This is a genomic window from Lutibacter sp., assembly GCF_046055765.1.
Taxonomy (GTDB): Bacteria; Bacteroidota; Bacteroidia; order Flavobacteriales; family Flavobacteriaceae; genus Lutibacter.
The window spans coordinates 1-23,523 of sequence record NZ_JASFZF010000098.1; the positions used below are offsets into that span (position 1 = coordinate 1).

Consider the following 23,523-nt stretch of genomic DNA (forward strand, 5'->3'; position numbering starts at 1 on the left):
AGCTGAAGTTCTTCCGCCACCGCGATAATCTCTATGCCCATATTTTTTATCGTAGGTAAAATCGGCATGTGAAGGACGAAATGAATCTTTTATATGTGAATAATCATTTGAGCGTTGATGCACATTTTTAATAATAAAGCCAATAGATGTCCCAGTAGTTTTACCTTCAAAAATACCCGACAAAAATTGAACTTTATCTGGTTCTTTTCTCTGTGTTACAATTTTAGATTGCCCTGGTTTTCTTCTGTCTAATTCTTTTTGAATTGCTTCAAAATCTAGTGCCACTCCTGCTGGGCAACCATCAATTATGCCTCCAATAGCTTCACCATGAGATTCTCCAAAAGTTGTTAATGTAAATATTTTTCCAAATGAATTAGCCATAAAGTACAATTTAAGCAACAAATGTAAAGAAAGAATTTTATAGAAGGTTTATTTATTCTTTGAAATAAATTAAAAAAACCAGAGTTTAATTGCTAAAACAACAACCATCACAATTAAAAACTTACGTACAAGTCCATCTCCTTTTGTAGCTGACCATCTACTCGCAAACCAGCCACCAATAGAATTTCCAATGGCTAAAGTTAACCCCATTCCCCAATTTATTTTATCATTATAAATAAATACTGCTACAGAAGCTATTGTATAAATTAGTACCACAGTAACTTTAACAGCATTGCTTTTTACTAATGAAAGATTATTAATTGAAGATAAAATTAGCAATATTATAAACCCAACACCTGCCTGGATAAAACCTCCATAAATACCTACAAAAAAGAAAAGAACAATACTTAACCACAAACGTTTTCCTAATATTTTTTCTGTTAAATTTAAATACGTAGCCTTCGGTTTTAATAGCATATAAAAAACAATTAAAACCATAATGATAGCTAAAATTTTATTAAAAATATCTCCCTTAATGTCAATAGCTATTTGGGCACCAATAATAGAGCCTATAAAAGCAGAAATTCCTAAATAAATACTAAAAGGGAAAGTGATAATACCCTTGCTTTTAAAACCAGCAGTAGTAAAAATATTTTGAAATAGTATGGCTATTCTATTCGTTCCATTAGCAATATTAGGTGGTAAACCTAAAAAAATAAGAATTGGTAAAGTTAATAATGAACCTCCACCAGCCATAGTATTTATACCACCTGCAATAAAACCAATTAAAATTAAACTGCTTATTTCTATAACCGAATCCATCTAATAAATTTAAAATCAAATGTAGTTTAAAAATTATTATAATTATTCATAAAAAAAGCACAAAAAAGTTTGAGCATAACAAAAAAGGGTTTTATATTTGCCCTCGCTAAAGGAGAATTGGCAGAGTGGTCGAATGCGGCAGTCTTGAAAACTGTTGAGGGTCACACCTCCGGGGGTTCGAATCCCTCATTCTCCGCTTTTAAAAACCGTAATAGACTGTAGGTAAGTCTTTTACGGTTTTATATTTTATGTAATTTTACACCTTATAGATTATCTGCCCTTTTAGTTTGATTTAGTTCTCTAAATAAAATATCATATTCAAATTTTTATCTAATCAGTGAATAGCAGAAATTAACGCTCCTTTTTCCAATAATAGAGTTTCTTTATAAGTAAAAACCCAATTACAAATAATGACAATCCAACTATCTTTAATATAGTTCGAAGAACTACAATCTCACCGCTCATATAGGAAACTTCCCAACTAAACTGTGGTGCATAAAAATTTCCATTAAAATTGAATATCTGCAAATCGTTAATTGGGTCGAGATAACGACCTACCATTTGATCCCATTTTTTCTTTGGTAGTGTATTTGACTCGTAATTAAGTTCATTACCAACCTCAAGATTTTTAACAATCTTTAAAATCATTGGGTAATCTTCTAAATCTAATGCTGTTAATTCTTTGATGTAAGGGTTATATTTTCCTAAATATCTGAATAATACTACTTTATCTCCACTGCCTTCTATTTCTGTAACAGCACATTCTATTAGTCCTTCCCGAAAAACGATTAGGCGTAAAGTAGACAATTCACCAAAATAATTAATTTGAAAATTATTCCATTCATTCAAATCACCATGTTCATTTTTAATATCATAATGTGCTATTTGAATTAGTTTATCCCAGAGGTTAGGATAATCATCCTGATTTAATTTGGAGCCTGTAATATCAATAATATCCACGTTAGGGTATTGCACCTTTATCTCATCAAGGTTACTAAACTTCAATTGTTCAATAGAAACTGTTTCTATTTCTGTACTACCAGATCTAGTATTATTGAAAGGTAAAAAAATCATCGAAATCCCAAGAGAGATTAACGCCAAAGCAAATATTCTATGAAACCAAATTTTCATATTATTATTTTTAAATTGCGAAAGCTATTTTGATCCATACCATGTTGCAGTAACGCCATTATTACCTTTTACAGTTCCGTTGATAATTCTGTTTCCGTTTTGAGTCAGTGTTCCTTTATAAAACCCTTTATCCCCATTTGGATAACTAATAGTAAACTCTATAGAATTTTCATACACATGACCATCTATAGTCCCTTTTAAGTAGCCATTCCAAATTGCATTTCCGGTAATCCTACCTGAACTGTTTTGCTCTAAAATAATCGCTCCATTATAGCCATTGCTTTGGTTAAAATTCCATTGGCCAGTTATTGGAACAGGATTGTTTGAAGACGATCCGGTTATAGCTTTAGCATACCATTCGTAATTTAACTGATCTTTGAATCCAAACATTCCTTCAAAAGAAGTTGCTCGGGAACCAGATTTCTGATTAATTTCTCCGGTGTAATATTGTTTCCAATTTCCTATACTTCGAGTAAATTTAATACGATCGACAGATAAAACCTCACCCTCTATTTTTGAAGGCTTTGAATAACCATTTGTTTGAACCATATCACCGTAAAAGCCATTACCAGATTGAACCAGTTTTACATTGAATTTAAAAATAACATCGCCAATACAAGTCAATTCCCATTCTCCTGCAACTGAAGGAATTGCTGAATTTCCAATTATGTTGTTTGAAGATGGAATAGGTTCAAAATTTTTATTGCTTGAAATAGCAATGGCTAAACCTTTTCCTCCACCTGGATATTCAATCCAATTATTTCCATTATGATAAAAAATTCTATTGTCAGACTTGAGAACCCAAGGGCGATTTTGATCATCAACAGCAATATCTTTAGCAATTATTTTACCTCCAGGTTGTCGAACCCACCTATTTCCATCATGATAAAAAATATCTTTATCATTACCTACAACCCAAGGTACCCCATTTGGAGAAATGGCTAATTTTGATCCACGACCTCCCCCTGGATATTCAATCCATCTATTTCCTTCATAATAAAAAATTCCATTATTCATTCCTACTAACCATGGTTTACCTTGTCTGTCAATAGCAATGTCCTTAGCTATTCCATTACCCGGCTGTTCTACCCAGCCCGAACCTGTACCGTAATAGATATGATTATTAGTTCTTATAACCCATGGCGTTCCATTTAAAGAAACTGCTAAAGCATAACCTCTACCACCTCCCGGGTATTCAATCCATTTATTTCCGTTATGGTAATAAATACCATTATCAGAGCCAATAACCCACGGGCGGTTATTTCCGTCAATGGCAATATCTTTACCTTTACCACCGCCCGACTGTTGTTTCCAACCAGTCCCGGTTCCATAATGTATCCCATTATATTGTCCAATAACCCAAGGGTACCTATTTTTTGCATCTATGATAACATTAGTGTTTTGTCCAAGTTGGGGTTCTTGAATACTGCCTGAACCACCATTCAACACAATATGTGGTCTTTTGTCAATATCTTCATGTTCGCGGGCATAAAAACCATAAACCGACATGGGGCCGTTCAAATAATTCTCTCCTACTTTTATGGCTAATCCATGATTTGGCATTCCTTCCAACCACGATTTAACCAAAGCAGTGATATCAACTTCAACAAAATCATTTGTTTGTGTGCCAGGATTAAAATAAGCTACTGGATACTGATCGGTTTGGGGCTGATTTATCCAACAAATTTCTCTGTGTGTAGCAACATTTGCAGGTTTGTAATTTCCATTTCCTTCATTCCAAGTGCTTCTAACGGTGTAAACACCAAGGTATGCGGAATTGCTCCCTGCTGTATGGTAGTGATAAAGCTTTAAGGTAGCTTTTTTAAATGTTGCCTTATCAATTTCGGAAACATCAAATTTAAGGTATGCCCTTTTCTCGCCACCAGTTGGATTCCATCCGGCACTAATTATATTATATTTCCCCCAATTGGCTTTGTTCCAGTTTAAATAGGAATAGGCATAAACATGGGAATCGGCAATAGGATAAAAAGTATTTCCTGAATTTATAGTATTAGCATTGTTAAATATAGAGTTGTCAGATGTAATATTACAATTTTTGTCCATACTAGCCGACATCCCTGCTTTTAAATAGACAGGTGCTGCTGTTCCAGTATTACATTCAAAGCTAACTATACCTTCAAATACAGAAACACTGGTCTCACCAGTTTCTGGATTGTAAGTGGTTTCAAATTCAGTTCCTTCGCAACCTGTTATAGCATTACTAGTTACGATTTTAAATCCTCTGTGATCAGTACCACTACCTTTGAAGAATAATTTACCGAAAAAATTTATTATTCCGCCTGGTTTATTATACGCTCTTTTAGTAAATTTTATCTTAGTATTGTATTTCATCATAACAAAGGGATTATCTGGATAGTACATACTAACTTTTACCATTACATTGCGAGATAATAGTATATCATTTTCGTAAATAACATCACCCTTTTTGAGCTTTTCCCCAGTTATGTCTTTCACAGATTTCATTCTTTCAATTGTCCCGTTTTCACTTCCCATTATTGTCATGATATAGCCAAGGGGTTTCCCTAGATTTTTTTCCCCTTTAGGCTCGTCAGAATCTATTTCACCAAAGACATTAACTTCACTCACGCTAATTACTTTACCTCCTTCTCTGGGAAAATACCATATTTCATACTCAATTTCCTGAGGGGCAATAAACGAGATTTCACCTGTACCACCTTGGTTATTATACATACTCATGATAGCTGTTATATCAAGGGTGATTTCAGTTCCAGCAGGAACGGCTCCCCAGAACTCACCATTAACGTTGTAGTCTTTTAATGTTCCTATTGTATTAGTCCAAGGCACAAAACCAATCTTAGTTTCGCTATCATTCATCACAATTCTCGCTCCTTTTTTTCCTTTTTGAAAAAGCCCAATATTACCTGGCCCCAAAACTGTAATTTGGCCTTTAAGAGGATATACTGAATTTTTAACTACAGCATCAAAAGGGATCTGAGGTTCACGTTTGCCCCAAAAACCACCTGGCCAATATTTATTATTATCTTGCCGGGAGTAAGCATGCGATGACCACGTTTGGGTAAAATTATGATTACCTGATAGAATAATCTCTCCTCCAGCCTTAGCCCATTGTCCTGCCTTTGAATTACCCTGTGCGCTGGCAGGATTGGTACCGAGCAGAAAAAGGAGAAAAAATAAGTTTGTAATAATAAAAGTTGAAGTTACTGATTGTGGATTATGACAAATCCGATTTATTTTTTTCATAGGATGGTTATTTAAGTTAAAATATAAATAAACAAGGAAATGATTATACCCACTAAGATACTAAACAATAGAGGATTAAAATGATTTATATGAAAAATCTTAGACGTATGTAACTATATACTTTAGAACAGGTACTGTTAAGAAAAATTTGGCGGTTTCAGTAATGTATACTTTACTTATTTAATGACGCATTGTAAAATGTCATTCCTAAATTTGCTTTATTATTGTGGTCAAATAAGGTTGCATTATCCCAATGCGAACCTTGCCCCCATAAAGTTGAACAGCTACTTGAAACCCAAGCTGGCTCCCAGTAAATAAGCCCTTCACCACCTGAAAATTCTATAATTTCTTTTAATTTATTCAAAAAATCTAACTGACCTTGCTCTGTGGCTGGGTAATTTGGTATCAATGCATCTTCTCCCAAAATATTTCCAGCAGTATCAATATCTTCTAAAGTAAACGGGTACGCCGTTTCAACAATCATTAATCTTTTATTATAGGTAGCTATTAATGCTTTTAGAGGTACGGATAAGTTTGTTAAATCATATTCAGACCATTTTGGGTAATATGAAAGTCCAATCCAATCAAAATCTGTAACTCCATTTTGTGTTGCTTGTTCAAACCACCACAAGCCATTTTCGGGTTGTGCAATATGAAGCATCACTCCTATTTCTTTATTTTTTAAAGCTGAAATATCTCTAATTGCTTTAATTCCTTTATTTAATAAATACGAATTTCGATCCCAATCAATTGGCCATTGCAATTCTCCATGTTGAAGAATCATTGGATTAATTTCGTTTCCAACTTGCACCATCTCAGGCAATAAATTTAATTTTGACAAATTATTGAGTGTTTCAAACGTATAATTATACAATAAATCTCCTAACGCTTCAGTATTATTTAATTCACTTAACCAAGCAGCTGGAATTTCTTGCTTTGAAGGATCAGCCCAATTATCTGAATAATGAAAATCTAATAATACATGCATTCCTTCAGCCTTTGCTTTTAAAATTGTCTCCTTCACATCTTCATAATTTGAATATTGTGTCCAAGTTGGATTATGCCACAGCCTTACTCTTACTAAATTAGCTCCCGCTTCTTTAAAAATTGTATAAGGATCTTGTATTACATTGTTTGCATTTTTATAAACTGCATTACAACCTTCCATTTCGTTCACATAAGATAAATCTGCACCATAATAAAAATTAGGTGGTTGAACTATTTCTTCTTCTTCAACAATAGCATTTTGATTTTTAGTGTTTGAACAAGAAATTGATAAAAAAAATAAAAATAAAATTAAAGAATACTTCATATAAATTATATTTTATTAAGTAATATCAAATTTAATATATTGACAACTTAGCGAAGTTAAATTTAAATGCTATCAAAAACAATTTAAAACCTAATATTTCAAATCTATTTTATTATATATTTGCTTTAATAGTCATTATTTTAATACAACTTGTTTCAAATAAAAAACATACAAAATACAATTATAATAACAGATTCAATTACTGAATCTTATGCTAAAATACTATTAAATTTAGGCGGAAGTTTACAAGAGTTAATTCTAGATGACAAGCAAATTATTAAAAATTTAAAGCCTCTTTCTTATGATAATTCATTTTCTTCTGCAATTCTATTTCCTTTCACGTGTAGAATTAAAAATGGAAATTATTTATTCAATAATAATGAGTATCATTTAGAGTTAAATGAAAATAATGAAAATGCATTACACGGACTTGTTTATAATAAAAAATTCAAAGTTGTAACCCAAGAAACCACTACAGATTTTGCTTCAATAACTTTAATATATGAAGAAACTCAAAAACCAAAAGGGTTTCCATTTAATTTTAAATTGTTTTTAGTTTATACACTATCACATAGTTCTTTAAATTTAGAAGTAAAAGTTATAAATAGTGATTTAACTTCCTTTCCTTTTGCAATAGGTTGGCATCCTTATTTTTACAGTAGCGATTTATTTAATAGTTTCCTAGATTTCTCTAGCTCAAAAAAACTAGTTTTTGATGACAAAATGATTCCAATTAAAATTGATGAAATTTCACCAATTAATAAAAAAATTCAAATTAAAAATACAAAATTTGATGATTGTTATATTATTAATTATAAAAATTTAAACTTTGAAACACCAGCTTACAGCATCAATATTAGTTCATCATCAAATGAAAATTATTTTCAATTATATACACCAAATAAAATAAATACCATTGCAATTGAACCTATGACTGGCCCAGCAAATAGCTTTAATAATAAATTTGGTTTAAAAGTGTTAAAACCCAATAAAACATATCAATTAAATTGGAAAATTAAATTAATAAAATTATAATCTTTAAAATATAACCTATGCAAATTCTCTCCTTTTTAGGATTTACCTTATTAGTTGCCTTCATTTCTTATATAAAAACAAGAAAAACAAACGAAAAAACATCTGACGGATATTTTTTAGGTGGAAGAAGTTTAACAGGTGTTGTTATTGCGGGTTCTTTATTACTTACAAATTTATCTACTGAACAAATTGTAGGACTTAATGGCGCTGCTTTTAAAGAAGGAATACTTGTCATGGCTTGGGAAACTTTAGCTGCAATAGCAATGGTAATAACTGCAATGTTTTTATTACCTAGATATTTAAAAGGTGGAATTACAACTGTACCTCAATTTTTAGAAAGTAGATATGACAAAACAACAAAAACAATAACCTCAGCATTATTTTTAAGCGGTTATGTAATTGTATTATTACCTATTGTACTTTATTCTGGAGCACTTGCAATAAGCACAATGTTTGAAGTTCCTGAATTATTAGGAGTTTCAGAAACAACAGCTTTATGGATTACGGTTTGGGGAATAGGTATCATTGGATCTATTTACGCAATTTTTGGAGGTTTAAAAGCGGTTGCAGTATCTGATACTATTAATGCTGTTGGCTTATTAATTGGTGGTTTATTAATCCCATTTTTTGGACTTCTAGCTATTGGTGATGGAAGTATAACTGAAGGAATTACAACCTTAATACACTCAAATCCTGAAAAATTCAAAGCTCTTGGAGGCCCAAAATCATCTATTCCTATTGGGACTATTTTTACAGGAATGATGCTAGTGCAATTATTTTATTGGGGAACAAACCAAGCAATTATTCAACGCGCTTTAGGTGCAAAAAATTTGAAGGAAGGTCAAAAAGGATTATTATTAGCTTCCTTTATAAAAATATTAGGACCTCTAATTGTAGTATTACCAGGTATAATTGCTTACCATCTATTTGGTGAAACTATAGAAAATCCTGATGCTGCATACCCAATGTTAGTTACTAAAGTATTGCCTTTAACCCTCGTTGGTTTTTTTGCTGCTGTATTGTTTGGGGCTATTTTAAGTTCGTTCAATTCTGCATTGAACAGCTCTGTAACCTTGTTTGGTATAGACATCTACAAATCTCACTTTAAACCCGACGCTTCGGAAAGAGAGGTTGTAAAAGCTGGGAAAAGTTTTGGAATTTTATTGGCTATTTTATCTATGTGTATTGCCCCACTTATAGCCAATGCTCCTGATGGGTTGTTTGGATATTTGCAAGAAGTAAATGGTTGCTATAGTATTCCTATTTTAACTATTATTGTTGTTGGGTATCTTACAAAATATGTTCCTGCAATTGCTGCTAAAATTGCAATTATTTCAGGAGTTGTATTGTATAGTGTTAGTCAGTTTATTTTGAAACCATTTGTTGTTGGAGCAGATAGTTACCCGCATTTTTTACACGTTATGGCAATTTTGTTTGTATTAAATGTGCTTATTATGCTACTTATAGGGAAATTTAATCCTCGTTCAAAAGCATATGTACAACACTATACAAAACAAGTTGACATTACTCCTTGGAAATATTTAAACCATGTTGGAATTGCCATTTGTATTATAGTATTGGCTATTTATATTTATTTCGCTTAAAAAATGAATCCTATTTTAACTAAACATATTAAATCTAGATTTATAAAAGAGTTTAGTCATGAACCTATTATTATTAAATCACCTGGAAGAATAAATCTTATTGGTGAACATACCGATTATAATGAAGGTTTTGCAATTCCTGCAGCAATTAACAAAGGTATTGTTACTGCAATTCAAAAAAGTACTACTGATTTATGTACCGTAATTGCTAATGACTTATCAGAAACTTATTCGTTTTCATTAAAAAAAATACAATCTATCCAAAATGGTGGTTGGAAAAATTATGTGTTAGGCGTTGTTGCTGAAATTCAGAAGAAAGGAATTACTATTAAACCATTTAATTTAATTTTTGGTGGTGATATTCCAATTGGTGCAGGTTTATCATCTTCTGCAGCATTAGAAAACAGTATCGTATTTGGACTAAATGAACTATTTAGTTTAGGCCTATCAAAAAAAGAAATGATTCAAATTTCTCAAAAAGCTGAACATAATTACGCAGGTGTTAAATGCGGAATTATGGATCAGTATGCAAGTATGTTTGGCATTGAAAATGGAGCTTTACTATTGGATTGCAGAACTACTGAATCTTCAAATATTTCAATTAATTTTAATGAATATCAACTACTTTTAATTAATACCAATGTTAAACATAGTTTAAGTGAAAGTGCTTATAATAACAGAAGACGAGTATGTGAAAAAATTGCCTCTTTACTAAATGTAAAAGCTTTAAGAGATGCTTCAGAAGAAGATTTAAAACAACTCAAAATAAAAATTTCAGAAGAAGATTACCATAAAGCTTTGTATGTTATTTATGAAAACAACAGAGTACTAAAAGCTGTAAAAGCTATTAAAAATAATAAGTTATTAGATTTCGGAAAGTTACTTTATGAAACTCATGAAGGCCTACAAAAAAAATATATGGTAAGCTGCCATGAATTAGATTTATTAGTTGATAAAGCTAAACAAAACCCAGCTGTTATTGGAGCAAGAATGATGGGTGGTGGTTTTGGCGGATGCACACTAAATATTGTTAAAAAAAGTGAATTAAATTCTTTTACTATAACTGTTGAAAAAGCTTATAAAGAACATTTTAATAAACATTGTTCATTTTATACTATTGAATTTTCAAAAGGAACTCATTTAGCTGAAGAGTAAGTATACTTCAAATTAAGATTATTTAGTAACTTCGCAACTTCAAATTTCTTTTAGTGGAAAGTACAAACCAAAATTCAGTTAATTTAAACAAATATATTAGTAGTACAGGTATTTGCTCACGTAGAGAAGCTGAAAAGCTAATTATTGATGGCAAAGTTACAATTAACGGTAAACCAACTCAATTAGGGAATCGTGTTGCTGAAGATGATATTGTTAAGATTAATGGTAAAGCTTTACAATCAAAACCAAAAACGTTGTATTTAGCTTACAACAAACCTATTGGAATTGTAAGCACTACCGATTCTAAAGAACGTAAAAATATAGTAAAAGCAATTGGCCATACACAACGACTTTTTCCTATTGGAAGATTAGACAAACCTTCTGAAGGGTTAATTTTTTTAACCAACGATGGTGATATTGTAAATAAAATTCTAAGAGCGGGAAACAATCATGAAAAAGAATATATTGTAACTGTAAACCAACAAATCACAGCTTCTTTTATAAAAAGAATGAGTAACGGAATTCCAATTTTAGGAACAGTTACCAAAAAGTGTACGGTTGAAAAATTAACTGATTTTAAGTTTAAAATAGTACTAACTCAAGGCTTAAATAGACAAATTAGGAGAATGTGCGAGTATTTAGATTACGAAGTAACTAAACTAAAACGAACACGAATTATGAATGTTAATCTTGGAAATTTAGCTATTGGTCAATGGCGAGAATTAACTTCTGAAGAAATGCAACTAATTAACAAAATGATTGCCTCTTCTTCAAAAACTGAAGAAGCTTCAAAAGATATTCAGAAAAACAAATACTCTCCTAAAAGAAATCGGGCATTTCAACCTAAAAGAAAAAAGAGAAGATAACTTTTACTTTATTTACTTCAAACAAATCCTATTCAGTATCTTTGCCAACTATGCAATTTGAATTATTAAAAACCGATGCTCAAAGCAAGGCTAGAGCTGGTAAAATTACTACAGATCACGGTGAGATTGAAACACCAATTTTTATGCCTGTTGGTACAGTTGGTACTGTTAAAGGTGTTCATCAAAGCGAATTAAAAGACGAAATTAATCCAGATATAATTTTAGGAAATACCTACCATTTATACTTACGTCCACAAACAAAAATTTTAGAGCAGGCTGGTGGTTTGCATAAATTTATGAACTGGGACAGAAATATTTTAACAGATAGTGGTGGTTACCAAGTATATTCACTCTCAAATAGAAGAAAAATTAAAGAAGAAGGTGTGGAATTTAAAAGCCATATTGATGGTTCCTATCATACTTTTACTCCTGAAAATGTGATGGAAATTCAACGTACTATTGGTGCTGATATTATTATGGCATTTGATGAATGTACACCTTATCCTTGCGATTACAGTTACGCAAAACGTTCTATGCATATGACACATCGTTGGCTAAAACGTTGTATTACACATTTAGATAAAACACCTTTAAAATACGGTTATAGTCAAGCATTTTTCCCAATAGTTCAAGGAAGTACCTATAAAGATTTGAGAAAGCAATCTGCTGAATATATTGCTTCAGTTGGTGCTGAAGGAAATGCAATTGGAGGTCTATCCGTAGGTGAGCCGGCTGAAGAAATGTATGAAATGACAGAAATTGTAACTGCAATTCTTCCTGAAGATAAACCAAGATATTTAATGGGAGTTGGGACACCAATCAACATTTTAGAAAATATTGCACTAGGTATAGATATGTTTGATTGTGTTATGCCTACTAGAAATGCTCGTAATGGAATGCTTTTTACCGCACACGGAACTATTAATATTAAAAATAAAAAGTGGGAGAATGACTTTTCTGCTATTGATGAAATGGGAATTACTTTTGTAGATACTATGTATTCAAAAGCTTACTTGCGTCATTTATTTGCTTCAAAAGAATTATTAGGAAAACAAATAGCTTCCGTACATAATTTAGGCTTTTATTTGTGGTTGACTCGTGAGGCTAGAAAGCATATATTAGCAGGTAATTTTACTGAATGGAAAAACCGTATGGTAAAACAATTAGATAATAGATTGTAAAAAAATTATTAATTGAGAATACTAGATAAATACATATTAAAAAAATATTTAGGCTCAGTTGCACTTGTGCTAACTTTATTGTTACCCATTGCTATTGCCATTGATATATCTGAAAAAGTTGATAAATTTTTAAGGCATTCTGATTTATCATTAGGTGAAATTATTAGCGATTATTACCTGAATTTTATCATCATTTTTGGGAATACCTTTTTACCCCTAGCACTTTTTATAGCAGTTATTTTTTTTACTTCAAAATTAGCAAGTAACACTGAAATTATTGCAATACATTCTGCCAAAATATCATTTACAAGATTTTTAAGACCCTATTTTATTGGCGCTACAATTATTACAACTTTTGCGCTGTTAATGAATCATTTTGTGGTGCCTCGTAGTAATAAAACTTATGAGAAATTTATTAGAACATATCTAACAAAGAAAAAATTTAGTGCAGATAATTTAACAAATATCAATTTACAATTAGGACCTAACGATTATATATTTATTAAAAACTACAGAGTTCAAGTAAATAGAGGTTATAATTTTTCGTACGAGCAATTTGAAGGAAATAAACTCGTCTATAAATTATTTTCTGATGATATTAGATGGAACAAAAAGGATAGTACATTTACGTTAACTAACTATAGAAAAAGATATCTTTTAAAAGAAAAAGACAGTATTGAATACGGTACTAAATTATATACAACTTTTGGATTCACACCTAAAGATTTAATAAACGTAGACTACCTTGCTAGAGAAATGACTTCATTTAAACTCTATGATTTTATTCAACAGTCTAGAGAGCGTGGTGTTAACAATTTAAACTCTTATTTAGTTGAATTTCATAAAAGAACTAGTTTACCAATTTCATCCTACATACTAACTTTTATTGCAGTATCGCTTGCTTCAAAAAAACGAAGAGGTGGTATGGGTGTAAATCTTGCAATTGGAATAACGCTCATGTTTATTTACGTTTTTTTCTTAAAAATAGCAGAAGTATTAGGAGCCGAAGCAAGCACAGATTCTTTTATTATGGTTTGGTCTCCAAATATTATTTTCGGAGCATTAGCAATATATTTATACTTTAAGAATGCTAAAAACTAAATTAAACAATTACCTACATCTTCATCTTTTAGTTTTTATTTGGGGATTTACAGCTATTTTAGGAGCTTTAATTAGTGTAAATGCAATTCCCCTTGTATGGTATAGAATGACTTTTGCTGTAATTTTTATATTATTATATTTTATAATTAAAAAAAAATCACTTAAAACTACACCAAAAGCTTTATTAAAATTTTTATTTACTGGAATTATAATAGCACTTCACTGGATTGCTTTTTTTTCAGCAATAAAAGTTGCCAATGTATCTATTGCGTTAGTTGCAATGAGTACAGGGGCATTATTTGCATCATTAATAGAACCTCTCTTTTTTAAAAGAAAACTAATTATTATTGAACTACTTTTTGGGCTAATTGTAATTGCTGGGCTTTACTTAATTTTCAATGTTGAAAGTCAATACGCATTAGGTATAATTTATGCTTTAATAGCAGCATTTTTATCTGCACTATTTACAGTATTAAATGGTTTATATATTAAACAATATGAAGCCGAAATAATTTCGTTTTACCAATTACTTTTTGGCGTTATATTTGTAAGTGGTTTTGTCCTATTATCCTCTAATTTCTCAATTCAAGATTTTACTTTAAAAAATTCAGATATATTTTATCTTTTAATATTAAGTAGTATTTGTACTGCATACGCATTTGTGGTTGCAGTAAAAATCATGAAATACTTAACTCCTTATACTGTTATGTTAACAGTGAACTTAGAACCAGTTTACGGAATTATTTTAGCCGTTCTTTTCTTTGGAGATAAAGAAAAAATGAGTCCACAATTTTACATAGGTGCATTAGTTATAGTTATAACAGTAATTATTAATGGAATTATAAAAAATAAAAAAAAGGTATAAAATAACTATCAAAATTGATAAGTTATTATATTTGTAACCACATTCAAACATAAAATATGGAATATTTAGATTTTGAATTACCAATTAAAGAATTAGAAGAACAACTTACGAAATGCATTCTTATTGGTAAAGATAGTGATGTTGATGTAAGTGAAACTTGCAAAAACATTGAAACTAAATTACTTAAAACAAAGAAAGACATCTATAAAAACCTTACTGCTTGGCAAAGAGTACAACTTTCTCGTCACCCAAACAGACCATATACTTTAGATCATATTAATGCTCTTGCAGGGGAAACTTTTATGGAGTTACATGGAGACAGAACTGTAAAAGATGATAAAGCTATGATTGGTGGTTTAGGGAAAATTGGCAATCAGTCATTTATGTTTATTGGACAACAAAAAGGGTATAATACTAAAACTCGCCAATATAGGAATTTTGGAATGTCAAATCCTGAAGGCTATAGAAAAGCTCTAAGGCTTATGAAAATGGCTGAAAAATTTGATATACCTGTAGTTACTTTATTAGATACTCCAGGTGCATATCCCGGTCTAGAAGCTGAAGAACGTGGGCAAGGCGAAGCTATTGCACGAAACATTTTAGAAATGACTCGCTTAAAAACACCAATAATTACAATTGTAATAGGTGAAGGAGCATCAGGTGGTGCATTGGGTATTGGCGTTGGAGATAAAGTGTTTATGATGGAAAATACTTGGTATTCTGTTATTTCTCCTGAATCTTGCTCATCTATTTTATGGAGAAGCTGGGAACATAAAAAAGAAGCCGCAGATGCACTAAAATTGACTGCTACAGATATGAAAAAGCAAAAGTTAATTGATGGTATAATAAAAGAACCTCTTGGTGGTGCCCACTATGATAGAGAAAATTCCTTTAAAGAAGTTGAAAAAACAATCCTAAAAACTTACAAAGAATTAAAAAAACTAAGTAAAAAAGATTTAGTTACAAAGCGAATGGATAAATATGCCAATATGGGCGTTTATAAAGGATAAAATTTAATAAAAAACCTCTCAATTTCGAGAGGTTTTTTATTAAATTTACTCCTATGTATATACTTTCTCCTAAACAAATAGCACAAGCTGATTTAGCTACCATTAAAAATAATGAAATAACTTCTATTGATTTAATGGAACTAGCAGCTAAACAATGTTTTAACTGGCTTCATAGTAGGCTACAAGGTCAAAATATTAAAATACATGTTTTTTGTGGAATAGGAAACAATGGTGGTGATGGTTTAGTAATTGCACGACATTTATTTGAACATGGCTATAACGTAAGTTGTTATATTGTCAATTTTAGCGATAAAAGAACTGATGAATTTTTAACTAATTATAATAGACTTAAAGAAATTGGTGAATGGCCCACTGTTATAACTAATGAAGCTGAGTTTCCTAAGGTAGTTTTTGAAGATATTGTTATTGATGCAATTTTAGGGAATGGGTTGAGCAGAAAACCAACAGGATTTACAAAAAAATTAATACAATATATTAATAGTACAAAAGTTTTTACACTTGCTATTGATTTTCCATCTGGTTTATTTGGTGATAAAACCGTAATTGATAAAAATTCTGTTTTAAGAGCTGGACATACCTTAACTTTTCAAACACCAAAATTAGCCTTCTTTTTACCTGAAAATAAAGAATATTTAAATACTTGGGAAGTGTTAGACATTGGGTTAGACGAAAATTTCATACATGAATTAAAACCAAAAAAACATTTCATTACTAAAAGCGATATTATTCCAATGTACAAACCAAGAAATAAATGGTCACACAAAGGTACTTTTGGTCATTCTCTAATAATTGGAGGAAGTTTTGGAAAAATTGGTGCAGTTACATTAGCTACAAAATCAGCTTTAAAAATTGGCAGTGGTTTAGTTACTGCATATCTCCCAAAATGCGGTTATACTATATTACAAACTGCTATTCCTGAAGCAATGGTTGAAGTTGATGATGATTCGTTGCTAACCTATTACAATGTAAAAACCAATGCAACAGTTATTGGTATTGGACCAGGAATGGGAACAGCCGAAAAAACAGCCGTTGGTTTTGAAAAATTTATAAAAGAAAATAAACTTCCACTAGTTATTGATGCCGATGGAATTAATTTACTATCAAAAAACAATGATTTGTTAAATTACTTACCTAAAAATACGGTTCTTACACCACACCTTAAAGAATTAGAGCGTTTAATTGGTAATTGGGAGAATGATTACGATAAACTACAAAAAGCTACAGAATTTTCAATAAAGTATCATCTAATCCTTGTTATAAAAGGATTTAACACTATAATTATTGATAAAGAAAACATGTACATTAATTCAACTGGAAATCCTGCTTTAGCCACTGCTGGAACTGGAGATGTGTTAACCGGGTTAATCACCGGTTTAATTGCTCAAGGTTATCAACCAAAAAACGCTGCTATATTTGGAGTTTATCTGCATGGAAAAACTGCTGATATCGCTATTCAACAAACAGGTTATGAAACTTTTATTGCTTCCTCTATTTTAAAATACTTACCTGAAGCTATTCTAGATTTATTTAATCAGGAAAATGAAACTGAAGAAGTTTCAGAAGAAAGCAATGATAAATAAGTTTATAATTAAACAAAAAAAGCGCTAAAATTTTAGCGCTTTTTTTGTTTAATTATATTTTTTTAGATACCTAATTCAATTAATAATTCCTTTAATTTAGGATTTGATGGCCTATCGGCATTAGAGTCAATAATATTTCCTTCTGGATCTATTAAAATAAAACGTGGAATAGAGTTTATACCATATTCAACAATAAAATCTGAATCAAAATTATTATCAGCATATAACTGAATACCTTTTAAATTTTTAGTTTTCACCATTTTTTCCCAATTTTCATGGGCATTAGATTTATCAACTGAAATACTTACAAATTCAATGTTTTTACCATGAAATTCCTTTTCTAAATCTTTCAAATATGGTATTTCAGCTTTACAAGGTGCGCACCAAGTTGCCCAAACATCAATATAAACATACTTACCTTTTAAATCTGATAATGAAGTTGTACCTCCTTTAAAATTTTCATAATTTTTAAAAACAGGAGATTTTTTACCTTTAGCAAAACGCACTAAATTCTTATGATTCGTTTCATAATTAGCTGCTATATAATTAAAGAAACTTTTATCATTTCTTGAATCCATAGATCTTATCACTGAATCTAAATTAATTGCCTTATCTCTTAAATCTTGTAAAGTAGTTTTCGCTTCTATAACCTTAGCTTCATAAGCTTCTTTTTCTAATTCAAAATAAGTTTTTGGATTTCCCATTTCACTTAAATAAAATGAGCGCTTATTATCTAAAAAGGTATTTGTTTCTGAACCAACTCCTTCAAAAGAAACACCTTCTGAAAACTTTTCTCCTTTAAATTTTAAATTTAAATTATACCCATTTTTTAAGTAAAGAGTTGTTCTATCTTTCCCATTAGATATCAGATGGATACCGTCTGTTACTTTTAATGTATCAGAAAAAGTACCATCTTTTTGAATAATAATTTCTTTAGAATAGGTTCTATTTCCGATTGTTATTTTTTCTAAATTAGGCGTTTTAATAGTTCCTTTTAAAGTAACATAATCAACTTTTTCTTTTTTGCAAGAAACTATTAATAGTAGTGCAAAAATCCAGCTTATCTTTCTCATTATTTTATATTAGTTTATTAAATTTTTAATTCATTAAATAAATCAATTAACTTATTGTTTGAAGGTCTAGGTGCATTTGAATTAACAATATTTCCTTTAGGGTCAATTAATATAAAACGTGGAATTCCTTTAATTAAATAGTCTTTAACAAAATCAGATTCCCAACTATTATCGGCAAATAATTGTATTCCTCCTAGTTGTTGTTCTTCAACCATTTTTTTCCATTTATCGTGATCTCCTAACTTATCTACAGATAAACTAACAAATTCAATATTCTTTCCATGATATTGTTTTTCAACTTTTTGAAGAAATGGAATTTCTCTTTTACAAGGTCCACACCAAGTTGCCCATACATCAACATACACAAATTTTCCCTTTAAATCATTTAAAGAAATAGTTCCTCCTGCAAAGTTTTCATAGTTTTCAAAAGTTGGTGAAGGCTGTCCTTTAGCTACAGTTTTTAATTTATTGTAACTTTCTGTAATTTTTTTGTTATTCTCTTCATTCGTTGAATTTTCTACAAATATCTTGTAAAAATTCTCTACATCATCAGTATATGTTATACCATATTTAGCATTTTCAAATAATAAGCTATTTTTAATAGTTTCATTTGTTAAAGAACCAACTGTAATTAAAAAAGCAATATCTTCTGTAATAGAATCTTTTTCAGCCATTACTGAAGCTTCATTAAAATAATGCGATGTTACCATTCCTTTGTAACTCGATGAAAACATAAAATCTTCTTCATTTAAATAATCTAAACCTTCTAACTCTGCTAAAAATCCTTCAGAAATTTTAAAGTCTGGTTTCTTAGCATAATGCTCGTGATATCTTTGATAAATTTTAAGCCCACCTAGATATGCATAATTAAGATTTCTTTGTTCTTTTATTTTATATGCTTCAGGTAACCCAATTGTATTAGCTAATAATTCTTCTGAAGCTATTTTTATTGAATTTAATGTAGCTTTATACTCATCTTCTTCAAGAAGATAAATACTTGTTCCTTTTCCTCTTAGTTCTTTCTCCTTTTTACTAGATGCTAATAAGTAATTACTAATTTCAGAACCCTTTCCTGAAATAGCCAATGTAGTATCAAAATTAGTTGCATCATAATTTATTTTTAGGTTGTCTCCAGCATTAATATAAACTGAAATTCTATTTTTTCCATCAAAAAACATATAAGTACCAGTTTTAACTTTTAGTGTATCACTAAAACTACCATCTTCGGCTATATTTAGGACTTCTTTAATTGTTCTATCTGAACTATTGATACTAACTTTACCAACTGCTTTGTTAGTTATTTTTCCTGAAATTATAGTATAATCTACAGGAACTTTTTCTTGACAAGAAAGTACTAGTATTGCTAGTATAAAAAATCCTAAATTTTTCATTTTAATAAAGATTTATTTTTAAGTTATCAAAGATAAAATTAATTATTAAAGAAATTAAAAATAGAATTACTTTAACAAATAATTTGCATATTTAAATGGTATTATTGAAGTTTAAAGTTGTTTGTTGTTTTTTTTAATGAATTTATTTTAGAATTATTGTAAAATAAAAAAGCGATAGGTTTGCCTATCGCTTTTAATTCAAATAATTTTAAAATGGTTTTTTCTTCTATTCTTATATACTAAATCTTCTTTTATTGTTCCAAGCTACACTTTTTGTACTTCTAAAATCAATCACAGAAAGCTTTCTTTTGCTGTTCTGATTTTTTACTTTTTTATTTACTTTCATAACGATATTTTAGTTACTATTTCTAATGCAAAGATACAACAAATTTAATATATGAACAAAAGTTACATTGCGTTTTTAATATTTTTTTAACTTTTTAGTATGTTAAAAATGTATTATTCTTAATTATATGATTATATATTAATATATATATAAAATTTTAATTAATTTAAATTAGCTAAAATCTCTTTAAAATTAGATCTTTTACTATAATCTGCATTATAATGTACATAACTTATTTTACGATCTTTATCTATTAAATAAGTTGCAGGAACTGGAAGCACATCATTTTCAGTTTCATTATACTCTCGAACTTTTTTTAAAGTAAATTCAAAATAATTTATCACATTGTTTTTATTAACATCAAAGGCTACTTTGTAATTATTCATAATTATATTATCTACATCATGAATAATTGAAAAGGTTGAATTAAATTTTTCTATTGTTTCTTTTATTTTATCAGCCCTTTCTGGTGTTACAACAATTACATAAATTCCTTTTTTAACAAATTTATCTAAATTCTTTTGTAAACTAATTAAGTGTTTTTTACAATGAGGACACCAATTCCCTCTATAAAAAACAAGCATTATTTTTTTATTATTTAAGAGTATTTCGGAGTCTATTTTAGTGTTAAATTGATCTACACCTATTATTTGAGGAGCAATATCTCCAATATTCAAATGTTTATTGTTTACTTGAGAACTTGCAATATTTATTGTAAAAACTAATAGTAGTGATAATAATGTAATTTTCATTTTAAATTATTTCTTTTAGATATTAACTAACAGTCGAAAATAATTTTATACAATTACATAAAAAGTTAATCTTTTGAAATATCTAAAGAAATCTTTCCACTTAGAATTTCAAAATACATTTTAAAATCAGATTTTAAACTCCATAATGGATATTTGAATGTTGCTGGATTATTTTTCTCAAAAAAGAAATGTCCAACCCAAGCAAATCCATAACCTGTAATAGGTGTAAATAACAACCAATATGGGTTTAAATGAATAATTGCAGTTAAAACTAATGCCAACACAAAAGTTGTTCCTATAACATGTAATAACCTACATATTTTGTTACTATGCTCTTTTAAATAATATGGGTAAAACTCTTCAAATGATTGTATTCTTTTTTCCATAAGTAACAATTAGAAAATACAATTTACAAAATTAAATTTTACACCTAATAAATTCTATATTTTAAACCAAACATGATGTTTCCTTTTGGCATTGGCACTAAATTTGTTTCAGTATATTCAGCATTAAAAATATTATTTCCAATTAATAAAAGCTCAACCCTATTATTAATTTTAGCCATAATTTTAGTATCTACAACCGTATAGCTTTCCCCATCAGTTCTTTCCACATATTTACATGAAATATTGTGACTAAATGTTGATGTGAATTTTGAAGTAAAACTTGAAGTAAGTTGATGCTTAATACTATTTAAAGAATATCTTGTATACTGCACATTATTATCTTTAATATCATCTTCAATAAAGCTATAACCCACCGTTAAATTTTGATGTTGATTTCCAATAGTGAAATTATAATTTATCTCAGTTTCAAATCCTTGAGTACTAACTTCACTAAAATTTCTTGTTTCCCATTTATCTTCTTCATTGTCTTTTGTCCAATCAATTAAATTATCCGAATCTCTATTAAATAAAGCTATATTTAATGTGAAATTAGTTGTAGAATACTTTACACCAAACTCTTCAGACAATGCTGATTCTGGCTCTAAATTAGGGTTTCCAATCGTTGTAGGACCAATATAAAACATATCTGTAAAAGTTGGTACACGATATGTATAACCCATATTTCCATATAATTTTATCTCATCTGAAATTCTATAGCCTACATCTAAACCTGGAAATGCTTTCGTTTGGAAGTCTGAATAATAACTTATGGCAACTCCAGGAGTAATGTCCAAATTTTCATTTAACAATTCAAATCTATGCTCTAAAAATCCGGTGATATTAGTTCTATTATGATTTCCTAAATTATTACTAATTAAAAAAGTTCTTGAAACATCTACCCCAATACCTGTGTTACCAAAACTTGAATTAATAACAATATTATTTTCGATACCAATTTTATTTGATATGTGCAAATTTCTATAATAAGAAGGATTATTCCTTAAAAACAAATACATATCTTCATTTCTCCTCCAATATAATCGTGGTTTTATTTTTATCGTTTCATTACCAAGTTTTGTTGATAAAGCAACTAAACTTGTTTGAGTTTCTTCATATTGATTAGCATAATCTGGACTTGCATAAAAACCATTAGCTCCAAATTTACGCTGTGTAAAAGAAGTTGTTAAATTAAAAATAGTAAACGTTGATTTAACAAAAGCTGAGATATTCTCAAAATCAGTGTTAAATCTATAGCCATCTGATTCCTGATAACTCAAGGAAGCTAAAATATTCCCTTTATTAAATTTTTGACCAAAAGAAACGACTCCTTTTTTATTTTCATATGAACCATAGTTTAAATTTAAGTTCAAAGAATTACCTATCACATTTTTAGTAACAATATTAATTGCCCCTGTGAAAGCATTTTGTCCGTATATACGTGCTGCTGGACCTTTTATAATTTCAATTCTTTTTATATTTTCTAACGAAATAATAGCATTCATAGTGTGATGCCCCGTTTGAACATCATCCATTTTTACACCGTCAATCAATACTAAAGTCTGATTAAAATTACCACCACGAATATATAAATCCGATTGCATTCCATCAATTCCTCTACGCCTAACATCTATACCTGCAATGCTTTGAAGTAAATCAGCTACATTAGTTGCTGGCGAATAAAGAATTTCATCAGATGAAATTAACGTTATTGTACGTGAATTTTTTGAAAAAGGCAATGTAATTCTATTTGAAGTTACAGCAACTTCTTTCAATTTAATAGTATCTTTTTGTGCGTGTATTGAAGTGGTAAAAAATAGTATTAGTAAAAATATTTTAGCCGTTTTTATCATTTATTTAACATCATTATTAACAAGCCGCAAAGCTATAAATAAGAATTAAAACCACTAATTTTTTAACAAAAAAAAACCGAACAAAATGTTCGGTTTTTTTCTTTATGCTTCGCCTGTTGGTCCAAAATTCATTGGAATTGGAGGTTGTTCATAATCTTTTATTTCACCATGGCTTTTCTCAAATCTCTTAACATTTTCGGCTAAGGCTTTCACTAAGCGCTTTGCATGTTGAGGCGTTAAAATTATTCTAGATTTTACTTTTGCCTTTGGTTGCCCTGGCATAACACTTATAAAATCAACAATAAATTCTGAAACTGAGTGATTAATAATCGCTAAGTTTGCATACGTACCTTCAGCCATTTTATCATCCAATTCTATATTTATTTGCCCTTCTTTTTTAGATTTTTGATCGCTCATA

General features: G+C 29.6%; 20 protein-coding genes and 1 tRNA gene. 10 read left to right on the forward strand and 11 right to left on the reverse strand.

Annotated features, from left to right (window positions below):
* Both QM495_RS09605 and QM495_RS09610 read right to left on the reverse strand, forming a co-directional pair.
* A partial coding sequence (locus QM495_RS09605) for a chorismate synthase (protein WP_408671890.1) occupies positions 1-381 on the reverse strand: 381 nt, incomplete at its 3' end.
* Positions 382-450: 69 nt separating this feature from the next.
* Entirely contained in the window at positions 451-1,203 is a 753-nt protein-coding gene (locus QM495_RS09610) for a sulfite exporter TauE/SafE family protein (protein ID WP_408671891.1), read from the reverse strand.
* A 111-nt stretch (positions 1,204-1,314) separates the two neighbouring features.
* Between QM495_RS09610 and QM495_RS09615 the strand changes: the two genes are divergently transcribed.
* A tRNA-Ser gene (locus tag QM495_RS09615) sits at positions 1,315-1,399 on the forward strand.
* A 155-nt stretch (positions 1,400-1,554) separates the two neighbouring features.
* On the opposite strand, the gene QM495_RS09620 is transcribed toward QM495_RS09615, so the two are convergent.
* The 3 genes from QM495_RS09620 to QM495_RS09630 all read right to left on the reverse strand — a co-directional run bounded on the left by QM495_RS09620 (position 1,555) and on the right by QM495_RS09630 (position 6,889).
* On the reverse strand, positions 1,555-2,334 hold the full coding sequence (locus tag QM495_RS09620) for a hypothetical protein (protein WP_408671892.1): 780 nt from the start codon (positions 2,332-2,334) through the stop codon (positions 1,555-1,557).
* 24 nt (positions 2,335-2,358) lie between these two features.
* A complete protein-coding gene (locus QM495_RS09625; protein WP_408671893.1) occupies positions 2,359-5,577 on the reverse strand; it encodes a DNRLRE domain-containing protein in 3,219 nt (1,072 codons plus the stop codon).
* 172 nt (positions 5,578-5,749) lie between these two features.
* Positions 5,750-6,889 carry an arabinogalactan endo-beta-1,4-galactanase gene (locus QM495_RS09630; protein WP_408671894.1) on the reverse strand — a complete coding sequence of 380 codons (1,140 nt, stop codon included), beginning with the start codon at positions 6,887-6,889 and terminating at the stop codon, positions 5,750-5,752.
* Between the two features lie 150 nt (positions 6,890-7,039).
* Between QM495_RS09630 and QM495_RS09635 the strand changes: the two genes are divergently transcribed.
* From QM495_RS09635 to QM495_RS09675, 9 genes are read left to right on the forward strand one after another with little or no spacing between them, the layout of a single operon-like run.
* Positions 7,040-7,924: an aldose 1-epimerase gene (locus tag QM495_RS09635; RefSeq protein ID WP_408671895.1), complete on the forward strand. Its 885-nt coding sequence runs from the start codon at positions 7,040-7,042 to the stop codon at positions 7,922-7,924.
* Positions 7,925-7,941: 17 nt separating this feature from the next.
* Positions 7,942-9,528, forward strand: a complete 1,587-nt coding sequence (locus QM495_RS09640) for a solute:sodium symporter family transporter (protein ID WP_408671896.1) — start codon at positions 7,942-7,944, stop codon at positions 9,526-9,528.
* 3 nt (positions 9,529-9,531) lie between these two features.
* Positions 9,532-10,683, forward strand: coding sequence for a galactokinase (gene galK, locus QM495_RS09645; RefSeq protein ID WP_408671897.1), 1,152 nt, complete (start codon positions 9,532-9,534; stop codon positions 10,681-10,683).
* Between the two features lie 53 nt (positions 10,684-10,736).
* A complete protein-coding gene (gene rluF / locus QM495_RS09650) occupies positions 10,737-11,549 on the forward strand; it encodes a 23S rRNA pseudouridine(2604) synthase RluF (RefSeq protein ID WP_408671898.1) in 813 nt (270 codons plus the stop codon).
* Positions 11,550-11,599: 50 nt separating this feature from the next.
* Positions 11,600-12,730, forward strand: a complete 1,131-nt coding sequence (gene tgt, locus QM495_RS09655; protein WP_408671899.1) for a tRNA guanosine(34) transglycosylase Tgt — start codon at positions 11,600-11,602, stop codon at positions 12,728-12,730.
* Between the two features lie 12 nt (positions 12,731-12,742).
* Entirely contained in the window at positions 12,743-13,831 is a 1,089-nt protein-coding gene (locus QM495_RS09660) for an LptF/LptG family permease (RefSeq protein ID WP_408671900.1), read from the forward strand.
* Complete coding sequence (locus tag QM495_RS09665) at positions 13,818-14,696, forward strand: DMT family transporter (protein ID WP_408671901.1); 879 nt, start codon at positions 13,818-13,820, stop codon at positions 14,694-14,696. The genes QM495_RS09660 and QM495_RS09665 overlap by 14 nt, the downstream gene beginning before the upstream one ends.
* 56 nt (positions 14,697-14,752) lie before the next feature.
* A complete protein-coding gene (locus tag QM495_RS09670; protein ID WP_408671902.1) occupies positions 14,753-15,706 on the forward strand; it encodes an acetyl-CoA carboxylase carboxyltransferase subunit alpha in 954 nt (317 codons plus the stop codon).
* 53 nt (positions 15,707-15,759) lie between these two features.
* The gene (locus QM495_RS09675; protein ID WP_408671903.1) at positions 15,760-17,307 is read left to right on the forward strand and encodes an NAD(P)H-hydrate dehydratase; all 1,548 of its coding nucleotides are present in this window, start codon (positions 15,760-15,762) and stop codon (positions 17,305-17,307) included.
* Between the two features lie 62 nt (positions 17,308-17,369).
* On the opposite strand, the gene QM495_RS09680 is transcribed toward QM495_RS09675, so the two are convergent.
* The 6 genes from QM495_RS09680 to QM495_RS09705 form a co-directional block, all read right to left on the reverse strand.
* Positions 17,370-18,380: a TlpA family protein disulfide reductase gene (locus tag QM495_RS09680; RefSeq protein WP_408671904.1), complete on the reverse strand. Its 1,011-nt coding sequence runs from the start codon at positions 18,378-18,380 to the stop codon at positions 17,370-17,372.
* A gap of 17 nt (positions 18,381-18,397) precedes the next feature.
* The gene (locus QM495_RS09685) at positions 18,398-19,771 is read right to left on the reverse strand and encodes a TlpA family protein disulfide reductase (protein WP_408671905.1); all 1,374 of its coding nucleotides are present in this window, start codon (positions 19,769-19,771) and stop codon (positions 18,398-18,400) included.
* 507 nt (positions 19,772-20,278) lie between these two features.
* Positions 20,279-20,869 carry a peroxiredoxin-like family protein gene (locus QM495_RS09690; protein WP_408671906.1) on the reverse strand — a complete coding sequence of 197 codons (591 nt, stop codon included), beginning with the start codon at positions 20,867-20,869 and terminating at the stop codon, positions 20,279-20,281.
* 65 nt (positions 20,870-20,934) lie between these two features.
* On the reverse strand, positions 20,935-21,255 hold the full coding sequence (locus QM495_RS09695) for an Mpo1-like protein (RefSeq protein ID WP_408671907.1): 321 nt from the start codon (positions 21,253-21,255) through the stop codon (positions 20,935-20,937).
* A gap of 44 nt (positions 21,256-21,299) precedes the next feature.
* Positions 21,300-23,105, reverse strand: a complete 1,806-nt coding sequence (locus QM495_RS09700) for a TonB-dependent receptor (RefSeq protein WP_408671908.1) — start codon at positions 23,103-23,105, stop codon at positions 21,300-21,302.
* A 102-nt stretch (positions 23,106-23,207) separates the two neighbouring features.
* A complete protein-coding gene (locus QM495_RS09705) occupies positions 23,208-23,522 on the reverse strand; it encodes a DUF3467 domain-containing protein (protein WP_408671909.1) in 315 nt (104 codons plus the stop codon).
* Position 23,523 lies beyond the last annotated feature (1 nt).

Excerpts from the sequence above, each read along its gene's own strand:
- QM495_RS09625 (WP_408671893.1), bottom strand. The coding sequence starts at position 5,577 with ATGAAAAAAATAAATCGGATTTGTCATAATCCACAATCAGTAACTTCA.
- QM495_RS09665 (WP_408671901.1), top strand. The coding sequence starts at position 13,818 with ATGCTAAAAACTAAATTAAACAATTACCTACATCTTCATCTTTTAGTT.
- galK (WP_408671897.1), top strand. The coding sequence starts at position 9,532 with ATGAATCCTATTTTAACTAAACATATTAAATCTAGATTTATAAAAGAG.
- QM495_RS09640 (WP_408671896.1), top strand. The coding sequence starts at position 7,942 with ATGCAAATTCTCTCCTTTTTAGGATTTACCTTATTAGTTGCCTTCATT.
- QM495_RS09680 (WP_408671904.1), bottom strand. The coding sequence starts at position 18,380 with ATGAGAAAGATAAGCTGGATTTTTGCACTACTATTAATAGTTTCTTGC.
- QM495_RS09630 (WP_408671894.1), bottom strand. The coding sequence starts at position 6,889 with ATGAAGTATTCTTTAATTTTATTTTTATTTTTTTTATCAATTTCTTGT.
- QM495_RS09695 (WP_408671907.1), bottom strand. The coding sequence starts at position 21,255 with ATGGAAAAAAGAATACAATCATTTGAAGAGTTTTACCCATATTATTTA.
- tgt (WP_408671899.1), top strand. The coding sequence starts at position 11,600 with ATGCAATTTGAATTATTAAAAACCGATGCTCAAAGCAAGGCTAGAGCT.
- QM495_RS09705 (WP_408671909.1), bottom strand. The coding sequence starts at position 23,522 with ATGAGCGATCAAAAATCTAAAAAAGAAGGGCAAATAAATATAGAATTG.
- QM495_RS09685 (WP_408671905.1), bottom strand. The coding sequence starts at position 19,771 with ATGAAAAATTTAGGATTTTTTATACTAGCAATACTAGTACTTTCTTGT.
- QM495_RS09700 (WP_408671908.1), bottom strand. The coding sequence starts at position 23,105 with ATGATAAAAACGGCTAAAATATTTTTACTAATACTATTTTTTACCACT.
- QM495_RS09610 (WP_408671891.1), bottom strand. The coding sequence starts at position 1,203 with ATGGATTCGGTTATAGAAATAAGCAGTTTAATTTTAATTGGTTTTATT.
- QM495_RS09690 (WP_408671906.1), bottom strand. The coding sequence starts at position 20,869 with ATGAAAATTACATTATTATCACTACTATTAGTTTTTACAATAAATATT.
- QM495_RS09670 (WP_408671902.1), top strand. The coding sequence starts at position 14,753 with ATGGAATATTTAGATTTTGAATTACCAATTAAAGAATTAGAAGAACAA.
- QM495_RS09675 (WP_408671903.1), top strand. The coding sequence starts at position 15,760 with ATGTATATACTTTCTCCTAAACAAATAGCACAAGCTGATTTAGCTACC.
- QM495_RS09620 (WP_408671892.1), bottom strand. The coding sequence starts at position 2,334 with ATGAAAATTTGGTTTCATAGAATATTTGCTTTGGCGTTAATCTCTCTT.